Genomic DNA, 17,185 nt, shown 5'->3' with positions numbered 1-17,185 from the left:
AAAGCAACTGATATAAGAGCTTATATCAGATACAACTTTTAATAAGTTTTTCTTATAACCTCCTCTTTTTGGAGGCTTATTAATATATCTTTAATATAATACATTTTGTAAAACCTAAAAAGGAGAGTAGATGTCTGAAATTATAGACTTAAAAAGAAGAAGTTTTCTAAAAGGTTCTGCAGCGGCGGCTGCGGGAGCGGGACTTGCATCTACTTCCGCATTTGCTCTAAGCGCTTATGAAGATGCGGAAAGTGCAAAGGAAAAAAAAGAAAAAGAAATTAAAAACGCTACATACACACCTACATTCTGCGGAATGTGCGTTAATATGTGCGGATTCATCGCAAGAAACGTTGATGGAAAAATTACAAAACTGGACCCAAATCCTCTATTCACCAAATCAAGAAATTTTGCTTGTGCGAGAGGAAATGCAGGTATCGCAGCGGCTTATGACCCAGACAGACTAAAAGGACCTATGATTAGAGTAGGAAAAAGAGGAGAAGGTAAATTCAAACAGGTAAGCTGGGAAGAAGCTTATGAATTTATCAGACAAAAAATGGTAAAAATCATTGACGAAGAAAAAGACAACAGAAGTACAATTGCTTTTGGTGCCGGGGCCGGTGCGGAAGAACCCCTATTCGCCACTTTTAAAGACGGCGTAGGAAGCAACAACTTCGTAGACCACTTTACTACATGTTTTGCACCTGCTTTTATAGCAAACAAACTGACATACGGAAGCTGGGGAAGTGCTGATTTTGAAAAATCAAAATATGTTTTAATGCTAGGAGCAAACAGAGCCGAAGCAATCGTTACTCCAGACACACTTGATTTATTTAGAAAAACACATAAAAGAGGGGCAAAAATTGTATATGTAGATGTCAGATATACAAATACTGCCGCTCAGGCTGATGAATTTATTCCAATCAAACCGGGAACGGACGCGGCGTTAATGCTCGCTATGATTCATGAAACTATTAATAAAGGCTACCATAAAACGCCTTACAAAGCGGAATATCTTTCAAAATACGCAGACGGTTTAGCCGAACTTGAAGACTATTTTACAAATGGAGAAGGAGCGAAATATACACCTGAATGGGCGGAAAAAATTACAGAAATCCCGGCAGATACTATCAGAAGAATCACAAAAGAATTTTCAGACGCAGCCGAAACATATAAAGGTGCGGCAAACTGCTACAGAAGCAGAAAATCAACCTGGTATTATCAAGACTTCGAATTCAGACGCGCTCAGGCTATATTTAACGCCCTTCATGGATGTGTAAACAGACCTGGCGGTGTTTTATTAAATAGAGGTTTAAAAGCGGAAAAATATGAATATGAAGATTTTCCAATTTACGACAACGCTAAACCGAGAATCGATTTGGCACTGCTTCCAAAAGGTGAATATCCTCTAATCAACCCTGGAAAAGGAAGCTGGCAAATATTCAGAAACACTGTTTTAGACATCAATACTAAATGGAAAAAAGGCGAAAAACTGCCAGAAAACGCATATCCTGTAAGAGGAATGTTTATTTACAGAGAAAATCCTATTCAATCGGTACCTGGTAGAGAATTAACTGAAAAAATGTTCGACACTATGGATTTGGTAGTAGTTATCGACATATTACCAAACGATACGGCTATGTATGCAGACGTTATTTTACCTGATACCGTATATCTTGAAAGAACATCCCCTCTAAAATCATTCGGAACTCTAAGAGAACCTATGATTGGAGCTAGATGGGCGACTTCAAAACCTTTATATGATACAAAACCTTTATATTACATTATGAAAGAATTAAGCGAAAAAGTAGAAAAAGACTTAGCCGCAATAACATTCAAACATACATGGGATGCGGACGAACTTGAGGTCGAACTTCCAAAAGATTTCAATCTGGCAAAATACTTAACTGATGATTTTGAAATAGACGAAGACAAATTAAGAACTGATATAAAAGACGAAAAACTTATAAAAGCTATTCTTGAATGGGCCGGAGAAGATAATCTCGATATTTCCACATTTAAATTAAGTCTTGCTTATGAAAAAACTCCAGAAGAGTTTAATGAAGAAGTTATGAAAGAAATTTATGGAGAAAAAGCGGCTCATATCTTAAAAGAATACGGCGTTTACTGGCCTGGAATAGAAAAAGCAATAGAAGAAGGAATAATAGACGAACATCTAAAAGTATTCAGAAAAGACGTTCCTGGCAAAAACGACTTAATATATGAACTTTATAAAAAATACTGTACACTTCCTGAAGATTACTGTATAGTACCTAAAAAAGGTAAATTTATTAAATTCGCTCTTAAAAACATCGCCGGACAAAAATTTAAAAACCCTGTTACGGGAGAAACTGATGTAGTAACAGATATGCCAAAATGGCGTGATAGTATGTTTGAAGAACCGAAAAAAGGTCAAGTTAGACTCGTTATCGGAAGACATGGATATTTTACCCAAAGCTCACATCCAAACAATTATTTATTACTTGATTTAATGAATTATAACTATATATGGATTAATGATGAATTAGCTAAAGAACTTGGAGTCAAATTCAAAGACGAAGTAGAACTAATCAACAGACAAGGCCAAAAAGTAAGAGGAAAAGTATATCCTACAAAAAGAATCAGAAAAGATACTATTTTCGTAGCAACCGGACTTGGAAGTCAGTCAAAACTGTTTACCCTTGGATACGACAACGGAGTTTCCCAAGCTCAAATTGCTGAAGACCATGTTGATCCGTTTATAGGAGCAAGCAGTATGAACGAAACTTTTGTAAAAATAAGAAAGGTGTAAGCCATGGCAAACTACGCAATAGCACTTGAATACCAAAACTGTATAGACTGTAGAGCATGCGAAGTGGCATGTAAAGACGAAAACGGCGTAATGCTTGGAGCCGATAAACAAAGAATCTGGGTAGGAATCGTAGAAGGCGGTCAAACGTTAGCGGACGTTTTTCTAAATTTTTACCCAAGCCAATGTAATCACTGCGAAGACGCTCCTTGTGTAACCGTATGTCCTACTGGAGCGTCTCATTTTGTAGAAGGCGGTATCGTAAAAGTTGATTATGATATGTGTATTATCTGTAAAGGTTGTATGGAAGCATGTCCGTATGAAGCAAGATTTGTTGATGAAACAAGACACGCGGTAGACAAATGTACGTTTTGTGACGGAAGAATCCAAGAATACGGAACAACGGCATGTAGCGCAACATGTCCTACAAAAGTTAGAACGTTTGGTGATTTGGAAGATGAAAATTCCGATATCGTTCAACTTTTAAAATCAAGAGAGTTTTTCGTTTTAAAAGAAAACGAAGGAACTTTACCAAAACTGTTTTACCTAGCACCAGAAGATGAAGAATATAGAAAAAGAACACTTGGTGAAGGTATTAAATTACACAAATGGGAAGATATTAAACCATTATACGAAGCGGCGGCTCAGGCAAAAAAACCTGAGTGGAAAAAAGCGTAAGGAGCTAAAATGGCTGAATACAAAGAATGTTGCGGACTTAATATAAAAAAAGTAAGCTTAGGAGAATTGCTGTTTAATAAAACAATGCTTATAGCATATGTGTTAATAGCAATCGGTTTAGTTGGATGGTATGAAATACTTTATTTAAGATGGGCTCATCATTTTGTTAATAATGCGGATATAATAGCCGCGGCAGGCGGAAGCGCCGAACATTTAAGAACGGTAGCAGAAGCTCTAAAAGAACAAATTTTTAATCTTGAACACATCGAAGAAGTAAACAAAGCGGAACCATGGGGTGTATTTGTTACTCAATACGTTTATTTATTATATGGAGGTAGTGCTCTTATCTTTTTAACATCTTTAATGGAACTTTTCCATGTAAAAATAGCTCCGAAAGTTGCAGCGGCTCTTATAACTTTCGGAATTTCAATGGTATTTGGCGGTTTAATCTCAATCTTTACCGACCTGGCAAATCAATTAAATATTTACTGGATGATTTTAAATCCTCAACCTCAAAGCGGTATGTGGCTGATGCTGCCTTTATACGGAGTTTATATTCCGTTTACTTTTATTGAAATTTATTTTCTTATTACAAACAAAAGAGATTTAGCCAGAAAAATGGCAGGAATTTTAGTAATACTTGGTATTCTTATTGACCTTGGAGAATTTTATATCCAAGGATTGTTATTCAATCTTAACACACCAAGACATTTATGGACTGATATTCCACAACTTTGGATTTATTTCTTAATTACAGGTGCTTTAACAGGAATTGCGGGAGCTATTTTATTTGCTTTCTTAGGATTAAAAAATAAACCTTATTTCGAAGAATTTATTCAAACTATATCAAAGATAGGAATCTTTATTATTGCTTTGGCTGCAATTTACGAAGTAATTAACTTTATGGTTGTAGATCCTAAATGGATGACGTTAATTGCAGGAGGAAGTCCTATTAGTTGGATGTACTGGGGATGGATTATTCTTGGAATAGTTATTCCATTCGTGCTTTTCTTAACAAAAAAACCATCAGCTATCTTAATAGGAGCTGTTTCGGCTATCATAGGCACTTTTTTAATGAGACAGGCATTTATTTACGGTGGAAACATTTATCCTATGACTGACAGATTCGGAAACGGACCTGAAGCCACAGGAATTTATAATTTAGCTGAAATTACTCCATGGGCATACATACCTCCCCATACAATGGAATGGTTTATAATTATCGGATGTTTAGGAATAGGTATAGCAATTTACGCTATTCTTGATAAACTATTTGACGTTAGAAACATCAACGATAACGTAGCTCATTAATCTTCTAGCCCTTTTGGGCTTTTCTTAATTTAAAAGCTTGTAATTTTATTTTATAAATTTAAAAAATATTCATAATAAAGGAATAAAAACCTCTTTTTTTGTGTATAATATAAATTAAAAAGTAAGGAGTTATAAATGGCATTGGAAATTACAAAAGACAATTTTGCCGATATAGTAAAAAACAACAAAGTAGTAGTAGTGGATTTTTGGGCTCCATGGTGCGGACCTTGTAGAATGATAGCGCCTATTATCGAAGAATTAGCGGAAGAATACAAAGATAAAGGCGTAGCTGTAGGAAAAATCAATACTGATGAAGAACAAGAACTTGCAATTCAATTCGGTATCAGAAGTATTCCTACCGTTTTATTCTTCAAAGACGGAGAATTAGCAGACAGTATGATAGGAGCGGCTCCTAAGCAATTCTACGAAGAAAAAATTAACGCGCTTCTTGGAGAATAAGAATATTTAAAAACAGATTCTTTTATACTTTCAGCTCCTTTTTCGGAGCATTAATGGTAGCCGCATTTTTCTTCTATTATAATTATAAATTCTCAACGTATAAATTTTTAGATTTTGAAAAAATAATTCTTTATGAAAAATCCGATATTTTCGAACCAAAAGCCGATGAATACTATTTAATCCTTTTTAGTTCTAAAATGTCGGATTTAAATGAACTGCTAAAAAAAATAAAACACGATAAACCCGTTTTGGCAATAGACTTTTTTCAACAAAGAAAAAATTATAAAGGAGTAATATATACAACAGCCGGTATAAATACTCTTATAAAAATAATCCAATATCTAAATATTTATGAAATACCGGTTGTGGTAAAAATAAAAAGATACAACAAAAAACTTTATAAACAGGCAAGTCCTCTGGAAATAATTAAATAAAAAGGAGAAAAAAATGTATGACGTAATTATTATAGGAGGAGGTCCAGCCGGACTTAGTGCCGGAATTTACTCAAGCAGACTCGGGGCGAAAACCTTAATTTTGGAAAAACTAACCCCCGGAGGTCAGATAACCCTTAGCAGCGAAATAGAAAACTATCCTGGAATATGCGAAGTTAAAAGCGGTCTTGAGATGATGTCCTGTTGGCCCGAACAGGCAAAAAAATTCGGATGCGAAATAAAAAGCGAGGAAGCTTTAAAAATTCTACTTCAAAATAACACATTTACAATCAAAACCCACAAAAACGAATATGCTTCAAAAACGGTAATAATAGCAACGGGAGCAACACCTAAAAAAGCGGGATTTGAAGGAGAAGAAGAATTTACAGGAAAGGGAGTCAGCTACTGCGCCGTATGCGACGGTTTTTTTTATAAGGATAAAATTGTAGCCGTTATAGGAGGCGGGGATACGGCTCTTGAAGAAGCTCTTTACTTAAGCAAAATAGCAAAAAAAGTATATTTAATTCACAGAAGGGACAAATTCAGAGCAGCACCGCTTACTCAAAAAAAAGTTCTTAATACGGAAAATATAGAAGTGATTTACAATTCAACGGTTGTAAAAGCCTTGGGAAATCAGTTTGTAGAAGGTATAATTATAAAACAAAACGGTGAAGAAAAAGAGTTAAAAACAGATGGTGTTTTTGTCTTTGTAGGAATGAAAGTAAACAGCCAGATAGCAAAAGAGTTGGTTGAATTAAACGAATGGGATGAAATAAAAGTGGATTTAAATATGCAGACATCCCAAAAAGGCGTATATGCCGCCGGTGATGTTAGAGAAAACAGTGTAAAACAGGTTGTAGCCGCCGCGGGAGATGGCGCGGTAGCGGCTATTAACGCTATAAAATATATAGAAAAGGAAGAAATATGAAATACGGAATAATAGGAGCAACCGGAAGAGTAGGACAACTTTTGGTAAAAATCCTAAAAGAAGAAAACTCACCTATCGGAGCGGTAATGTTTGAAGGACCTCAGACAATAGAGTTTGATAAAGAAACGGTAATAACAAACGACGCCAAAACACTTCTTGAAAACAGCGATATAGTAATAGATTTTTCGGCACCTGTAGCCACCCAAAAACTCCTGGAAGCGGCTCTTGAAATTCCAAAACCGCTTGTAATAGCTACAACCGGACTAAATAACCATCAAAAAAACCTTATGATAGAAGTAAGTAAAAAAGCTCCCGTTTTATACGCTACAAATATGAGTTTGGGAATAGCTGTTTTAAATAAATTAGTAGAAATGGTAAGTGCTAAACTTAAAGATTTCGATATTGAAATAATAGAACAGCATCACAGATACAAAGTAGACGCTCCAAGCGGAACGGCACTGACCCTTGCAGAACACGCCGCCCGTGCCAGAGGGCTTGAACTTAAAGACGTGATGGTAACAGGAAGAAGCGGACACGTCGGACCCAGAACAAAAGATGAAATAGGAGTGTTCGCCCTAAGAGGCGGAGACGTAGTGGGAAGACATACGGTAGGATTTTATAATGAAGGTGAATTTTTAGAGCTTAATCATACAGCTACAAACAGAGAAACGTTCGCAAGAGGAGCCATAAAAGTATCTAAATGGCTTGTAAATCAAAAACCGGGTCTTTATTCAATTAACGACGCCTTAGGACTTTAAAGGATAAATAAATGTGTTCAGTAGTAGGTATTTACGGTAATCATAACGCAAGTAAACTTGCGTTTTATTCTCTTTTTGCTATGCAGCACAGAGGTCAGGAAGCCGCGGGAATTTCTTCAAGCGACGGAGTTCATATTCGTACTATAAAAGACAGAGGGCTTGTCACCCAGATTTTTAAAGAGGAACATTTTAATGTATTAAAAGGCGATATGGCAATAGGTCATACCAGATATTCAACCGCGGGAAACGATTCCATTTTGGATGCCCAGCCGGTATTTGCAAGATACGGTCTTGGAGAAATTTCCATCGTTCATAACGGAAACTTGGTAAACGCAAAAGAAATAAGAGATGAATTAATAAAAATCGGCGCCATTTTTCAAAGCAATATGGATACGGAAAACCTTATTCATTTAATCGCCAAAAACTATCAAAAACCGACTCTTAAAGAAAGAATAATAGACGCTGTCAAGAAAATTAAAGGGGCTTTTTCTTTAGTAATTCTTAGCAGAAGCAAAATGTTTGCCATAAGAGACCCTTTTGGTTTCAGACCGCTGTCCCTTGGAAAAATAAAATCGGGAGGCTATATAATAGCCAGTGAAACTTGCGCGTTTGAGCTTGTGGGAGCTGAATTTATAAGAGATGTAAAACCGGGTGAAATGATTACTTTTGAAAACGGTGAGATTAAAAGTGAAATGATTTTCGAACCGACACCCAAACAGTGTGTTTTCGAATACATCTACTTTGCAAGACCGGACAGCAATGTTTTTGGAAAAAACGTTTACAGCATCAGAAAACAGATGGGAAGGGAACTTGCAAAAGAATTGCCTGTAGATGCCGATATGGTAGTACCCGTTCCTGACAGCGGAGTTGCGGCGGCCTTAGGATACGCACAAGAAAGCGGTATCCCTTTTGAAATGGCAATTATGAGAAACCATTATGTCGGAAGAACTTTTATCGAACCGACTCAGGAAATAAGAGATTTAAAAGTAAAAATGAAACTATCTCCTATCAGACATAAAATAGAAGGAAAAAGACTAGTCGTAATAGATGACAGTATCGTAAGAGGGACCACCAGCAGAAGAATTGTCAGAATGCTAAAAGAAGCCGGAGCTAAAGAAGTCCATATGAGAATAGCATCTCCGGCCACTACGGGGCCATGTTATTACGGAGTAGACACTCCAAGCAAAGAAGAGCTTATCGCATCAAAACTCTCCACTCAAGAAATAGCCAAATATATAGAAGCCGATTCTTTAGCATATCTCTCAATTGACGGTCTGGTCAGAGCCGTAAACGACAAAAAAGAAAACTACTGTTTTGCATGCTTTGACGGTAATTATCCTATCCTTTAATCTGGACTTTTTTTCTCTTTTTTGTTATAAAGAAGCCAAAAAAGAGGTATAATGGATAAACTCTATACATTTGGAAAATACTTAAAGAAAAAATTTAACACAAACGTAAAAAAAGTACCTATTTCCATTCCCGGTTTCACCTGTCCTAATATTGACGGGACGGTAGCCAGAGGCGGATGCGTTTTTTGTGAAAATGAAAGTTTTTCTCCGAATTTTACAAAAGAAAAATTTACCCTTAATCTCACTTCAAAAGAAAACCCTCTTTTGGAAAAACAATTAAAAAGTCTGGAATTTCAGTTTTTTAATACCGTACCTACCTTAAAAAAAATATACGGAGCCCAAAAATTTATCGTTTATTTTCAAAGTTTTACCAATACCTACGCTCCTTTTAAAACCCTAAAAGCCCTTTACGAAAAAGCTCTATCATTCCCTGATGTAATAGGAATAAGTGTAGGAACCAGAACGGACAGTATTACAGACGAAACACTTCAATATTTAAAAAAACTTTCAAAAGATTATGAAATATGGATTGAATACGGTATTCAGACATCAAATGACGAAACGTTAAAAAAAATAAACAGAGGACATGACTTTCAAAACATAGTAGATACTATAACAAAAACAAAAGAATTAGGTTTAAATGTTTGCGGCCATTTAATATTCGGACTTCCGGGAGAGAGTCAAAAAGAGATGTTAAAAAGCGTAAAAGATTCCATAGCCCTGAATATTGACAGTATAAAGTTTCATCCGCTTTATGTAACTGAAAACACGCTTTTGGCATTAGAATACAAAAAAGGAAACTTTACCCCTATTACGGAAGAAGAATATATTGATACTCTTGTAAAAGCTATAAAAATGCTGCCTCAAAATATTTCAATTCAACGAATGACAGCGGGAAGCAAAAATTTACTTGCACCTGAATGGTGCAGAGATAAAGCCACACAAATGAGTCATATTCATCAGGCGTTACAAAAAGCCGGAATAAAACTTCATTGGGAATTGGAAAATTATAAATAATCAAGCCATACAGGCAAAAATTTTTGTGCTTTTTTTATAGTTGTAGCCGCTCCATGACCGGGCAAAATCCTTTTATCATAAGGAATTTTTAAAAATTTTTTAATGGACTCTTTCATTTTTTCAGGGTCGGAATAAGGAAAATCTACTCTTCCTATACTTCCGTCAAAAATAAAATCCCCGCTAAACATCTCATCCCCTATCTCTATCGTAACACTTCCGGGAGTATGTCCGGGAAAATGACGCACTAAAACATCATAATCCCCTATTTTATAATTTCCCTCTTCCATTAAAATATCAGGCTCACTTTTTGGGGGATTATACCCAAACGGGTCATCTGTCAGCATAAAAGCGTCATTTTTATAAATATAAATAGGAATATTATAATACTCTTTTATTTTCTTATTGTCCCATACATGGTCAAAATGTCCATGTGTATTTATTATCGCCAAAGGCTCTTTTACATGTTCTTTTACAAATTCAAACGCCCCGACTCCCGGGTCTATTATTATTTTTTTGTCAACAATATAACAATTGGTATAAAATTCCCCGCACGGCTTTACTAAAACCTCCATTTTCCCTCCTAACTGGCAACCGCATAATCAACGGCCCTTTTTTCTCTTATAACATTAACTTTAATTTCTCCAGGGAAACTGACCTCTTCGCCTATTCTTTTGGCTATTTCCCTACTTAAAAGCACTGCTTCATCATCGCTTATCAAATCCGCCTCAACAATCACTCTTATTTCACGACCGGCGTTCATGGCATACGCTTTTATCACTCCGTCATAATTTGTGGCAATCTCTTCAATAGCCTGAACCCTTTTTAAAAACGCTTCCAAAACTTCTCTTCTGGCACCCGGTCTTGCAGCTGAGAGAGCGTCAGCCGCACATACAGCCGCAGATTCAACACTTGTCGGTTCTTCGTGTCCATGGTGTGCTTTTATAGCGTTAAGAACCACTTCAGGTTCACCGTATCTTTTACATAAATCATATCCCAAATTAACGTGATCACCCCCTATTTCATGTGTCAGGGCCTTTCCTATATCATGAAGTATCCCCGCTCTTTTTGCAAGCAATTCATCTCCTCCCATCTCAGCAGCCATAATCCCAGCCAAATGGGCAACTTCCAACGAATGCCCAAGAGCATTTTGACCGTAACTTGCCCTGTATCTGAGTCTTCCTATAAGTTTTACTATCTCAGAATGAATTCCCGCACCGGCAAGTCCTAAATCAAGTAAAATCTCCTCACCTTCTTTTACCGTCTTTTCCTCAAACTCTTCCTCAACCTTTTTATACACCTCCTCTATTCTGGCAGGATGTATTCTTCCGTCTTCAATCAGTCTTTTAATAGTCTCAACGGCTATTTGTCTTCGGTAAATATTAAAACTGCTGACAGTAATAATACCCGGTGTTTCATCAATAATAATATCGCATCCCGTAACCATTTCAAGGGTTTTTATATTTTTCCCTTCTTTTCCTATTATACGCCCCTTCATTTCGTCATCCCCAATAGGCACTACATTTATAAGCCTCTCACCGGCAAATTCCCCTGCATATCTGGTCGTAGCCTGAGCTATTACAAAATTGGCTTTTCTTTTGGCGTCATTTTCGGCTTCTTTTAAAATTTTCCTTGTAAGATGAGCTATTTCATCCCTTAAAGATTCCTCTGTCTTTTGAAGAATAATACTTTTAGCCTCGTCTTTTGTCAGACCGGCGGCACTTGAGAGAACGTTTTCAAGCTCTTTTAATTTATTTTCATATTTCTTTTTGAGCTTATCAAGAAGTGTTTTTTCTTTTTTTAAATTTTCTATCTCTTTTTTAAGCTCTTCATCTTTTTTATAGTGCTCTTTTAAAAGGTTTTCTATCTCCTCCTCTTTTTTAAGAATTTCTGAGAGTTTATTTTCGTACTCTTGTCTCAGTTCTATTTTTTGCATTTCATAAGAGTTTTTAGCTTCAAGCTCAAGCTCTTTTGCTTTTGATTTTGCGTTTTCAAGAACAATTTCGGCTTCATGTTCTATCGCTTTCGCTTTTGCTCTGGCTTCTGCCACATAAACGTCATATTTTGCTTTATCCATCTTCTTGGCTATAATAAAAGCCCCTAGAGCGGATAAAGAAGAAGCGAGAATAATTTCTATTATCATTTTTTCTCCTTATATTAAAACTTATATATTCATCCGCTTTTATATCGTATCCGTCGGTCAGTTTTGTTTTAGACACGCATGGTTTAAGCTGTACGAATACGATTTTAGGTCGGTATTTAAGTCTGGCAAAGAACCTGTCGTACATACCTTTACCAAATCCTATTCTTTTAAAGTCACTGTCTATTCCAACGATTGGTACAATAGCCAGGTCTATTTTTTCTAAAGTTTCGTTTTTATTGAGAGGTTCTAAAATTGAGAATTTTTTTTTGGCCAAAGGTAATGAGTATTTTACCATTTTAAAGCTTAAATCTTGCATAAAAGGCACAAAAACACTCTTTTTTTCCATTTTTAATTTTCTAATAACCCAGTGAATATCCACTTCGTTCTTCATTGGAATAAAAAACAGTATTTTTTGATGGTTTTTAGCGATTTTATAAATCTCCCATCCGATTTTTTTTGAATAGTAATACTTGTTGTGTTTGTTTAAATTAAGACAAATTTTTCTAAATTCGCTTTTAAGGTCATTTTTCATTTTTAAAGCCTTTTGATAAAATTACGCAAAAGGAGACATATGAAGTATATTTTACCAATATTAATCTTAATTTTATTGGGATGTCAAGAAAAGAAACAGCAAAATCTGAATAATCTTGAGAAAAACTGTTCTAAAATTGTACCTAAAAAAGAAAAAAAAGAGGAGAAAAATTTAACAAAAATAACAATCGGAAAAACAACTCTTATTTTTAAAAACGAAAATCTCGTTTACCCTGAAAAAAGAGTTTTTATTCTTTTCGATAACAATTCGACATATTGCAAAATTCAAAAAAATATATTAAAAAAAATGGGCGTAACATTTGTCTCTACCGATAACGGTTTTTTAAAAAGATATTTTAATGTTTCGCTCTATCCCACAATAATCATACTTGATAAAAACAAAACGGTGAAATTTGAAAATTTAACACCGTATGAAATCTTAAAAGCGGAAGGATATTAAATGTTTGGAATTTTTAAAAAAGCACTTGAAAAAACAAAAGAGGCCATTCAAACGGTCGTAGGAAGTGAAAAAAAAGAAAAAATAGATAGAGAATTACTTGAAGAAGCACTTATAGAAGCGGATATAGATTACGAACTTGTAGAAAAAATAATAGAAAAACTTCCAAAAGAAGTTACAAAAGAAAAACTAAAAAAAGAACTTTTAAAAATATTCGACGTGCCTGAAAACAAAATAGAAATAAACGACAAACCTTACGTATTTTTAATAATAGGAGTAAACGGGGCAGGAAAAACAACAACAATAGCAAAACTTGCGTATAAATTTAAAAAAGAGGGCAGAAGCGTTATTTTAGGAGCGGCCGATACTTTCAGGGCCGCAGCAATAGAACAGTTAAGCCGCTGGGCTGAAATTTTGGATGTTCCTATTATTAAAACAAAACAGGGACATGACCCCGCAGCCGTTACATACGATACCATAGCAAGCGCAAAAGCAAAAGGAATAGATATTGCTTTAATTGATACGGCGGGACGTCTTCACAATAAGGTTAATTTACAAAACGAACTGAAAAAAATCGTAAATGTTGCAAAAAAAGCGTATGAAAACGCTCCTCACAAAGTTATTTTGATAATAGACGGAACTCAGGGAAGCAGCGCGGTCAATCAGGCAAAGGTATTTAACGAAGTAATAGGAGTTGACGGAATAATTATCACAAAACTAGACGGTACCGCAAAAGGAGGAAGTCTGTTTACAATAGTAAACGAACTGAAACTACCTATATATTTTGTAGGAGTGGGTGAAAAACCGGAGAATTTGGTTGAATTTGACAAAGAGGAATTCATAGAAGGAATTCTGGAAGGACTTTATAATGGATGATATTATCTTTTTTTTTGGAAGTCTGATTATTATCGCCGCTTTTATATGGATTGTTTATTTGAAATTTAAAGACGTTGAAGTTATAGATTTTAAAGAACATAAATGGTACATCATAATCTCAACTACACTTATGCTGTTGGCAATTTATATGTGGAGAGTTATGTATCTTATTATGATAAACAACTTCAATAATGCAATGTCGACTCAAAAAATTTTAGAAACCCTAAGCAATGGCTAAGAAAAAAACGGTTTTTGAATGTTGTGAATGCGGTTATAAAAGCGCAAAATGGATGGGGAAATGCCCCGCCTGCGGCAGCTGGGAAAGTTTCATAGAAATTAAGGAAGAAAAAACCTCAACAAAAACTTCCTCTACACCTTCAAAAGTATTAAAATTCGATGAAATAGAAAAAGAGGAAATAGAAAGATTCAGCTCAAACGACAGCGAATTAGATTTGGTTTTAGGAGGAGGGATAGTACCGGGAAGCCTCGTTCTTATAGGAGGAAGCCCGGGTGTTGGAAAATCAACCTTAATGCTTAAACTTGCCGGAAACATAAATAAAAAAGTATTGTACGTAGCCGGAGAGGAATCCCCGGGACAGATAAAATTAAGGGCCCAAAGACTTGGAATAAAAAACAAAAACCTTTTTTTAATGCCCGAAATAGTGGTTGAAAATATAATAGAAGAGATAAAAAAAGGATATGACTTAGTAATTATCGACTCCATTCAAACAATATATTCTCAAGAAATCCAATCGGCTCCCGGAAGCGTTTCCCAGGTAAGAGAAGCGACATTTGAACTTATGAGAATAGCCAAAGAAAACAAAATTCCTATTTTTATAATAGGGCATATAACCAAAGAGGGTTCAATAGCCGGTCCCAGGGTACTTGAACATATGGTGGATACCGTTTTGTATTTTGAAGGAGAAGCATCCAGAGAGCTAAGAATTTTAAGAGCCTTTAAAAACCGTTTCGGTTCCACCAGCGAAATAGGAATATTTGAAATGACAAAACAGGGACTTGTTAGCGCAAAAAACAAAAATTTTTTTAGTAAAAAAGCCCTCCCGGGAAGTGCGATTACCGTCATTTTAGAAGGAAGCCGTCCTATAGTCCTGGAAGTCCAGGCTCTGGTCAGCGAAAGCTACGGTGTACCTAAAAGAAGCGTAACGGGGTTTGATTTGCCAAGACTTAATATGATTCTGGCTCTTCTTGAAAAAAAATTAAATCTTCCTTTTAATCAATACGACGTATTCGTCAATGTTACCGGAGGTATAAAAATAAACGAACCGGCAGCTGATTTGGCTATTATAGCGGCAATAACAAGCAGTTTTAGAAACAGACCCATCAGTAAAGAAACGGTATTTTTAGGAGAAGTCAGTCTTGTTGGAGATATAAGAGACGTCCCCGGACTGGAACAAAGATTAAAAGAAGCCGCAAATTTAGGATTTAAAAAAGCGATAGTCCCTACAAAACCTCTTGAAGAACCTTTAAAATGCTATGAAGTCAAGGAAGTTGAAAAACTTATTGAGTGGATGTAGCCGTTTTTTGATGATAATACTCTTCTAAAAGCTCATATGATTCTTTTACTCTCCTAAACTTTTTGTCATAAATTTTTTGGATAAGTTCAGGTTTGTTTCTGTGTAAATCCGGATGATATTTTTTAGCAAGCCTTCTGTATTCTTTTTTAATCTTATCAAACTCATAAATAGTGGAAGCCCCAAACAGCTCAAGGGCGTTTCTTATTTTATTAAGATACTCTTTTAAAGAACCTTCAACGCTAAACGACGCTTTTTTTTCAAAATCGGCTTCGTTTACGTTAAATATTACTTTATATCCCATAATGGAAGTTTTTGAAATAAGAGCGCTTACTATACGTTGAGTTTCGTTATTAAACGAAATAATCATTTTATATTCGTCCATATCCAGCAAATCAAATAAAAACAGCCCTTTTACGTAGTTATAAACTTTAGGATTTGGATTGGCAAAATCGATTTCAAACTCTTTTGAAGAAGTTTTTCTTATTGTTATATAAATAGCTTTTTCATCAAACGTAACCTGATGTTTTTTTATTTTTATAACCACGTCTTTTTTGTAATTAAGCAGCAGTTTCTTATAAACAGTATCGTCTTTTTGATGTTTTCTGAAAAAATTTGCAAGGGTATTAATTAAAAGTTTATGGTTTTTTACGTTTTCTTTATCAAAAAATATCTTATACTCGTTATCGTTTATCTCAAGTCTATTAAACGATAGCCTAATAAACTGTATAAAACCTTTTATCTTAAAACGGCTGTCTATAACAACTTCTATGTTTTCGCCTATTTTTGCTTCAAGAATTCTCTCCATCTTTCCTCATTATTATCATTGTCGCTATTGGAAAAATAAGTTTTTGTTTTTTTATTATCTTATAATTTTTAAAATTTTTCAAAATATCCTCTTCTTTTAAAGAGTCTATACTTTTACCAAGCAATTTATATTCCTGTTTCATACCGGTAAAAATTCCTGCGATAAGAGGCACTATATTATTCATATACCATAAAATAAATTTAGCAAACAAAGAATCACTTTTTACCATTTCTACAATAGCAAAAATTCCTCCATTTTTCAAATTGGAATCTAAATTTTTAATACCTTTTTGTAAATCGTCAAAATTTCTAAGGGCCATAAATGCCGTTATTAAATCAACTTTTTCAGGAAGTTTTACATTTTCGGCAGTATTTTGAATTATAACAACCTCTTTTTCCCCTTTTTTCATTTTTATATGAGGACTCTCTTCAAACACAACTTCGAAATCTTCTTTTTTATATCCCTTTTTTTCGAATTTTTCAACAATCACTTTTACCATTTCGCTGCTTGGCTCAACTAAATACATTTTATCAAAATCCATTACCCTTGCCATCTCACCCGTAGCGCTTGCAACATCTAAAAGCATCCCGTTTTTTATATACTTTTTAATCTCTCTTTTAAACATCCACCTCCAAAGCTCTTCAATCCCAAAACTCACTATTTTAGTAGCAAGGTCGTATTTTTGTGCAAGTTTGTCGTATATTTTTATATCCATTAATATTTCCTCAATATATGCAGACATTCATGGGTTTTATCTGCTTTATGCTCTCTTTTATTATCTGCCTTGAAGCGCTGATACTCTTTTTTGACAAGCTCATATTTTCCGTATTTGCTCATGATTTCTTTTATCTCTTCTTCGCTCATAAGTCCCTCATTATTGTAGCTTAGGAATACCCACTCAAAATCTGCATGTTTTATCAAATCTTCAAAGACTTCTTTTACTTTTCTTTTTTGGCACCAAGAGGATTTATAATAATCTCTTAGTCCCGTTTTGCCCTTAGGCTCAAACTCTTTATATTCGGCAATGGTATTTAAAAGATGATAATTCGCTCCGTATTGTCTGCTGTTATAAGGAGGGTCAAGGTATAAAACGTTTCCGCTTATCTCTTTTATAAATTTGTTTGC

Annotated in this window: 19 protein-coding genes; 13 read left to right on the top strand and 6 right to left on the bottom strand. The window is 35.0% G+C overall.

Going from position 1 to position 17,185, the window contains the following annotated elements; all coding sequences use genetic code 11:
- The first annotated feature begins 130 nt into the window (after nucleotides 1-130).
- The 9 genes from ACXJH6_RS08055 to mnmL all read left to right on the top strand — a co-directional run bounded on the left by ACXJH6_RS08055 (nucleotide 131) and on the right by mnmL (nucleotide 9,716).
- A complete protein-coding gene (locus ACXJH6_RS08055) occupies nucleotides 131-2,788 on the top strand; it encodes a molybdopterin-dependent oxidoreductase (protein ID WP_456471243.1) in 2,658 nt (885 codons plus the stop codon).
- 3 nt (nucleotides 2,789-2,791) lie between these two features.
- Nucleotides 2,792-3,463 (top strand): 4Fe-4S dicluster domain-containing protein, encoded by a 672-nt coding sequence (locus ACXJH6_RS08050; protein WP_456471242.1) that lies wholly within the window; start codon nucleotides 2,792-2,794, stop codon nucleotides 3,461-3,463.
- A gap of 9 nt (nucleotides 3,464-3,472) precedes the next feature.
- Complete coding sequence (locus ACXJH6_RS08045) at nucleotides 3,473-4,774, top strand: sulfide reductase (protein ID WP_456471241.1); 1,302 nt, start codon at nucleotides 3,473-3,475, stop codon at nucleotides 4,772-4,774.
- Nucleotides 4,775-4,909: 135 nt separating this feature from the next.
- A complete protein-coding gene (gene trxA, locus ACXJH6_RS08040) occupies nucleotides 4,910-5,233 on the top strand; it encodes a thioredoxin (RefSeq protein WP_456471240.1) in 324 nt (107 codons plus the stop codon).
- A 53-nt stretch (nucleotides 5,234-5,286) separates the two neighbouring features.
- Nucleotides 5,287-5,667, top strand: a complete 381-nt coding sequence (locus tag ACXJH6_RS08035; RefSeq protein WP_456471239.1) for a hypothetical protein — start codon at nucleotides 5,287-5,289, stop codon at nucleotides 5,665-5,667.
- A 13-nt stretch (nucleotides 5,668-5,680) separates the two neighbouring features.
- Nucleotides 5,681-6,592, top strand: a complete 912-nt coding sequence (trxB, locus tag ACXJH6_RS08030) for a thioredoxin-disulfide reductase (protein ID WP_456471238.1) — start codon at nucleotides 5,681-5,683, stop codon at nucleotides 6,590-6,592.
- Nucleotides 6,589-7,350: a 4-hydroxy-tetrahydrodipicolinate reductase gene (gene dapB / locus ACXJH6_RS08025; protein WP_456471237.1), complete on the top strand. Its 762-nt coding sequence runs from the start codon at nucleotides 6,589-6,591 to the stop codon at nucleotides 7,348-7,350. The genes trxB and dapB overlap by 4 nt, the downstream gene beginning before the upstream one ends.
- A gap of 11 nt (nucleotides 7,351-7,361) precedes the next feature.
- On the top strand, nucleotides 7,362-8,699 hold the full coding sequence (gene purF, locus ACXJH6_RS08020) for an amidophosphoribosyltransferase (RefSeq protein ID WP_456471236.1): 1,338 nt from the start codon (nucleotides 7,362-7,364) through the stop codon (nucleotides 8,697-8,699).
- Nucleotides 8,700-8,750: 51 nt separating this feature from the next.
- The gene (gene mnmL / locus ACXJH6_RS08015; protein ID WP_456471235.1) at nucleotides 8,751-9,716 is read left to right on the top strand and encodes a tRNA modification radical SAM protein MnmL/YtqA; all 966 of its coding nucleotides are present in this window, start codon (nucleotides 8,751-8,753) and stop codon (nucleotides 9,714-9,716) included.
- Here the strand turns inward: mnmL and ACXJH6_RS08010 are convergent.
- From ACXJH6_RS08010 to ACXJH6_RS08000, 3 genes are read right to left on the bottom strand one after another with little or no spacing between them, the layout of a single operon-like run.
- Entirely contained in the window at nucleotides 9,707-10,288 is a 582-nt protein-coding gene (locus ACXJH6_RS08010; RefSeq protein WP_456471234.1) for an MBL fold metallo-hydrolase, read from the bottom strand. The two genes, mnmL and ACXJH6_RS08010, sit on opposite strands and share 10 nt — an antisense overlap.
- Nucleotides 10,289-10,296: 8 nt before the next feature.
- Nucleotides 10,297-11,856, bottom strand: a complete 1,560-nt coding sequence (gene rny, locus ACXJH6_RS08005; protein WP_456471233.1) for a ribonuclease Y — start codon at nucleotides 11,854-11,856, stop codon at nucleotides 10,297-10,299.
- Entirely contained in the window at nucleotides 11,783-12,388 is a 606-nt protein-coding gene (locus ACXJH6_RS08000) for a 5-formyltetrahydrofolate cyclo-ligase (protein ID WP_456471232.1), read from the bottom strand. Before ACXJH6_RS08000 ends, rny begins: the two co-directional genes overlap by 74 nt.
- 39 nt (nucleotides 12,389-12,427) lie before the next feature.
- On the opposite strand from ACXJH6_RS08000, the gene ACXJH6_RS07995 reads away from it, so the two are divergent.
- Genes ACXJH6_RS07995 through radA form a run of 4 tightly spaced genes read left to right on the top strand, consistent with a single transcriptional unit; the run spans nucleotide 12,428 to nucleotide 15,255 of the window.
- A complete protein-coding gene (locus ACXJH6_RS07995) occupies nucleotides 12,428-12,847 on the top strand; it encodes a hypothetical protein (protein ID WP_456471231.1) in 420 nt (139 codons plus the stop codon).
- Nucleotides 12,848-13,720, top strand: coding sequence for a signal recognition particle-docking protein FtsY (gene ftsY / locus ACXJH6_RS07990; protein WP_456471230.1), 873 nt, complete (start codon nucleotides 12,848-12,850; stop codon nucleotides 13,718-13,720).
- Complete coding sequence (locus tag ACXJH6_RS07985; RefSeq protein ID WP_456471229.1) at nucleotides 13,713-13,958, top strand: hypothetical protein; 246 nt, start codon at nucleotides 13,713-13,715, stop codon at nucleotides 13,956-13,958. The genes ftsY and ACXJH6_RS07985 overlap by 8 nt, the downstream gene beginning before the upstream one ends.
- The gene (gene radA, locus ACXJH6_RS07980) at nucleotides 13,951-15,255 is read left to right on the top strand and encodes a DNA repair protein RadA (protein WP_456471228.1); all 1,305 of its coding nucleotides are present in this window, start codon (nucleotides 13,951-13,953) and stop codon (nucleotides 15,253-15,255) included. The genes ACXJH6_RS07985 and radA overlap by 8 nt, the downstream gene beginning before the upstream one ends.
- On the opposite strand, the gene ACXJH6_RS07975 is transcribed toward radA, so the two are convergent.
- The 3 genes from ACXJH6_RS07975 to ACXJH6_RS07965 all read right to left on the bottom strand — a co-directional run.
- Nucleotides 15,239-16,060, bottom strand: coding sequence for a DnaJ domain-containing protein (locus ACXJH6_RS07975; protein ID WP_456471227.1), 822 nt, complete (start codon nucleotides 16,058-16,060; stop codon nucleotides 15,239-15,241). The genes radA and ACXJH6_RS07975 overlap by 17 nt on opposite strands.
- Nucleotides 16,044-16,775, bottom strand: a complete 732-nt coding sequence (locus tag ACXJH6_RS07970; RefSeq protein WP_456471226.1) for a class I SAM-dependent methyltransferase — start codon at nucleotides 16,773-16,775, stop codon at nucleotides 16,044-16,046. Before ACXJH6_RS07970 ends, ACXJH6_RS07975 begins: the two co-directional genes overlap by 17 nt.
- Nucleotides 16,775-17,185 (bottom strand): DNA adenine methylase (locus ACXJH6_RS07965; RefSeq protein ID WP_456471225.1); only part of this gene is annotated, 411 nt, incomplete at its 5' end. The genes ACXJH6_RS07965 and ACXJH6_RS07970, both read right to left, overlap by 1 nt.

This window comes from Caminibacter sp. (assembly GCF_053999135.1).
The sequence above is the reverse complement of the archived record's forward strand: the minus strand, read 5'-3'. Positions and strand labels throughout refer to the sequence as shown.

Bases quoted from the DNA above. Each gene is read 5' to 3' on its own strand.
- mnmL (WP_456471235.1), top strand. From the start codon at position 8,751: ATGGATAAACTCTATACATTTGGAAAATACTTAAAGAAAAAATTTAAC.
- ACXJH6_RS07975 (WP_456471227.1), bottom strand. From the start codon at position 16,060: ATGGAGAGAATTCTTGAAGCAAAAATAGGCGAAAACATAGAAGTTGTT.
- ACXJH6_RS07985 (WP_456471229.1), top strand. From the start codon at position 13,713: ATGGATGATATTATCTTTTTTTTTGGAAGTCTGATTATTATCGCCGCT.
- purF (WP_456471236.1), top strand. From the start codon at position 7,362: ATGTGTTCAGTAGTAGGTATTTACGGTAATCATAACGCAAGTAAACTT.
- ACXJH6_RS08000 (WP_456471232.1), bottom strand. From the start codon at position 12,388: ATGAAAAATGACCTTAAAAGCGAATTTAGAAAAATTTGTCTTAATTTA.
- ftsY (WP_456471230.1), top strand. From the start codon at position 12,848: ATGTTTGGAATTTTTAAAAAAGCACTTGAAAAAACAAAAGAGGCCATT.
- ACXJH6_RS07970 (WP_456471226.1), bottom strand. From the start codon at position 16,775: ATGGATATAAAAATATACGACAAACTTGCACAAAAATACGACCTTGCT.
- trxB (WP_456471238.1), top strand. From the start codon at position 5,681: ATGTATGACGTAATTATTATAGGAGGAGGTCCAGCCGGACTTAGTGCC.
- dapB (WP_456471237.1), top strand. From the start codon at position 6,589: ATGAAATACGGAATAATAGGAGCAACCGGAAGAGTAGGACAACTTTTG.
- ACXJH6_RS08035 (WP_456471239.1), top strand. From the start codon at position 5,287: ATGGTAGCCGCATTTTTCTTCTATTATAATTATAAATTCTCAACGTAT.
- radA (WP_456471228.1), top strand. From the start codon at position 13,951: ATGGCTAAGAAAAAAACGGTTTTTGAATGTTGTGAATGCGGTTATAAA.
- ACXJH6_RS07995 (WP_456471231.1), top strand. From the start codon at position 12,428: ATGAAGTATATTTTACCAATATTAATCTTAATTTTATTGGGATGTCAA.
- trxA (WP_456471240.1), top strand. From the start codon at position 4,910: ATGGCATTGGAAATTACAAAAGACAATTTTGCCGATATAGTAAAAAAC.
- ACXJH6_RS08010 (WP_456471234.1), bottom strand. From the start codon at position 10,288: ATGGAGGTTTTAGTAAAGCCGTGCGGGGAATTTTATACCAATTGTTAT.
- ACXJH6_RS08055 (WP_456471243.1), top strand. From the start codon at position 131: ATGTCTGAAATTATAGACTTAAAAAGAAGAAGTTTTCTAAAAGGTTCT.
- ACXJH6_RS08050 (WP_456471242.1), top strand. From the start codon at position 2,792: ATGGCAAACTACGCAATAGCACTTGAATACCAAAACTGTATAGACTGT.
- ACXJH6_RS08045 (WP_456471241.1), top strand. From the start codon at position 3,473: ATGGCTGAATACAAAGAATGTTGCGGACTTAATATAAAAAAAGTAAGC.
- rny (WP_456471233.1), bottom strand. From the start codon at position 11,856: ATGATAATAGAAATTATTCTCGCTTCTTCTTTATCCGCTCTAGGGGCT.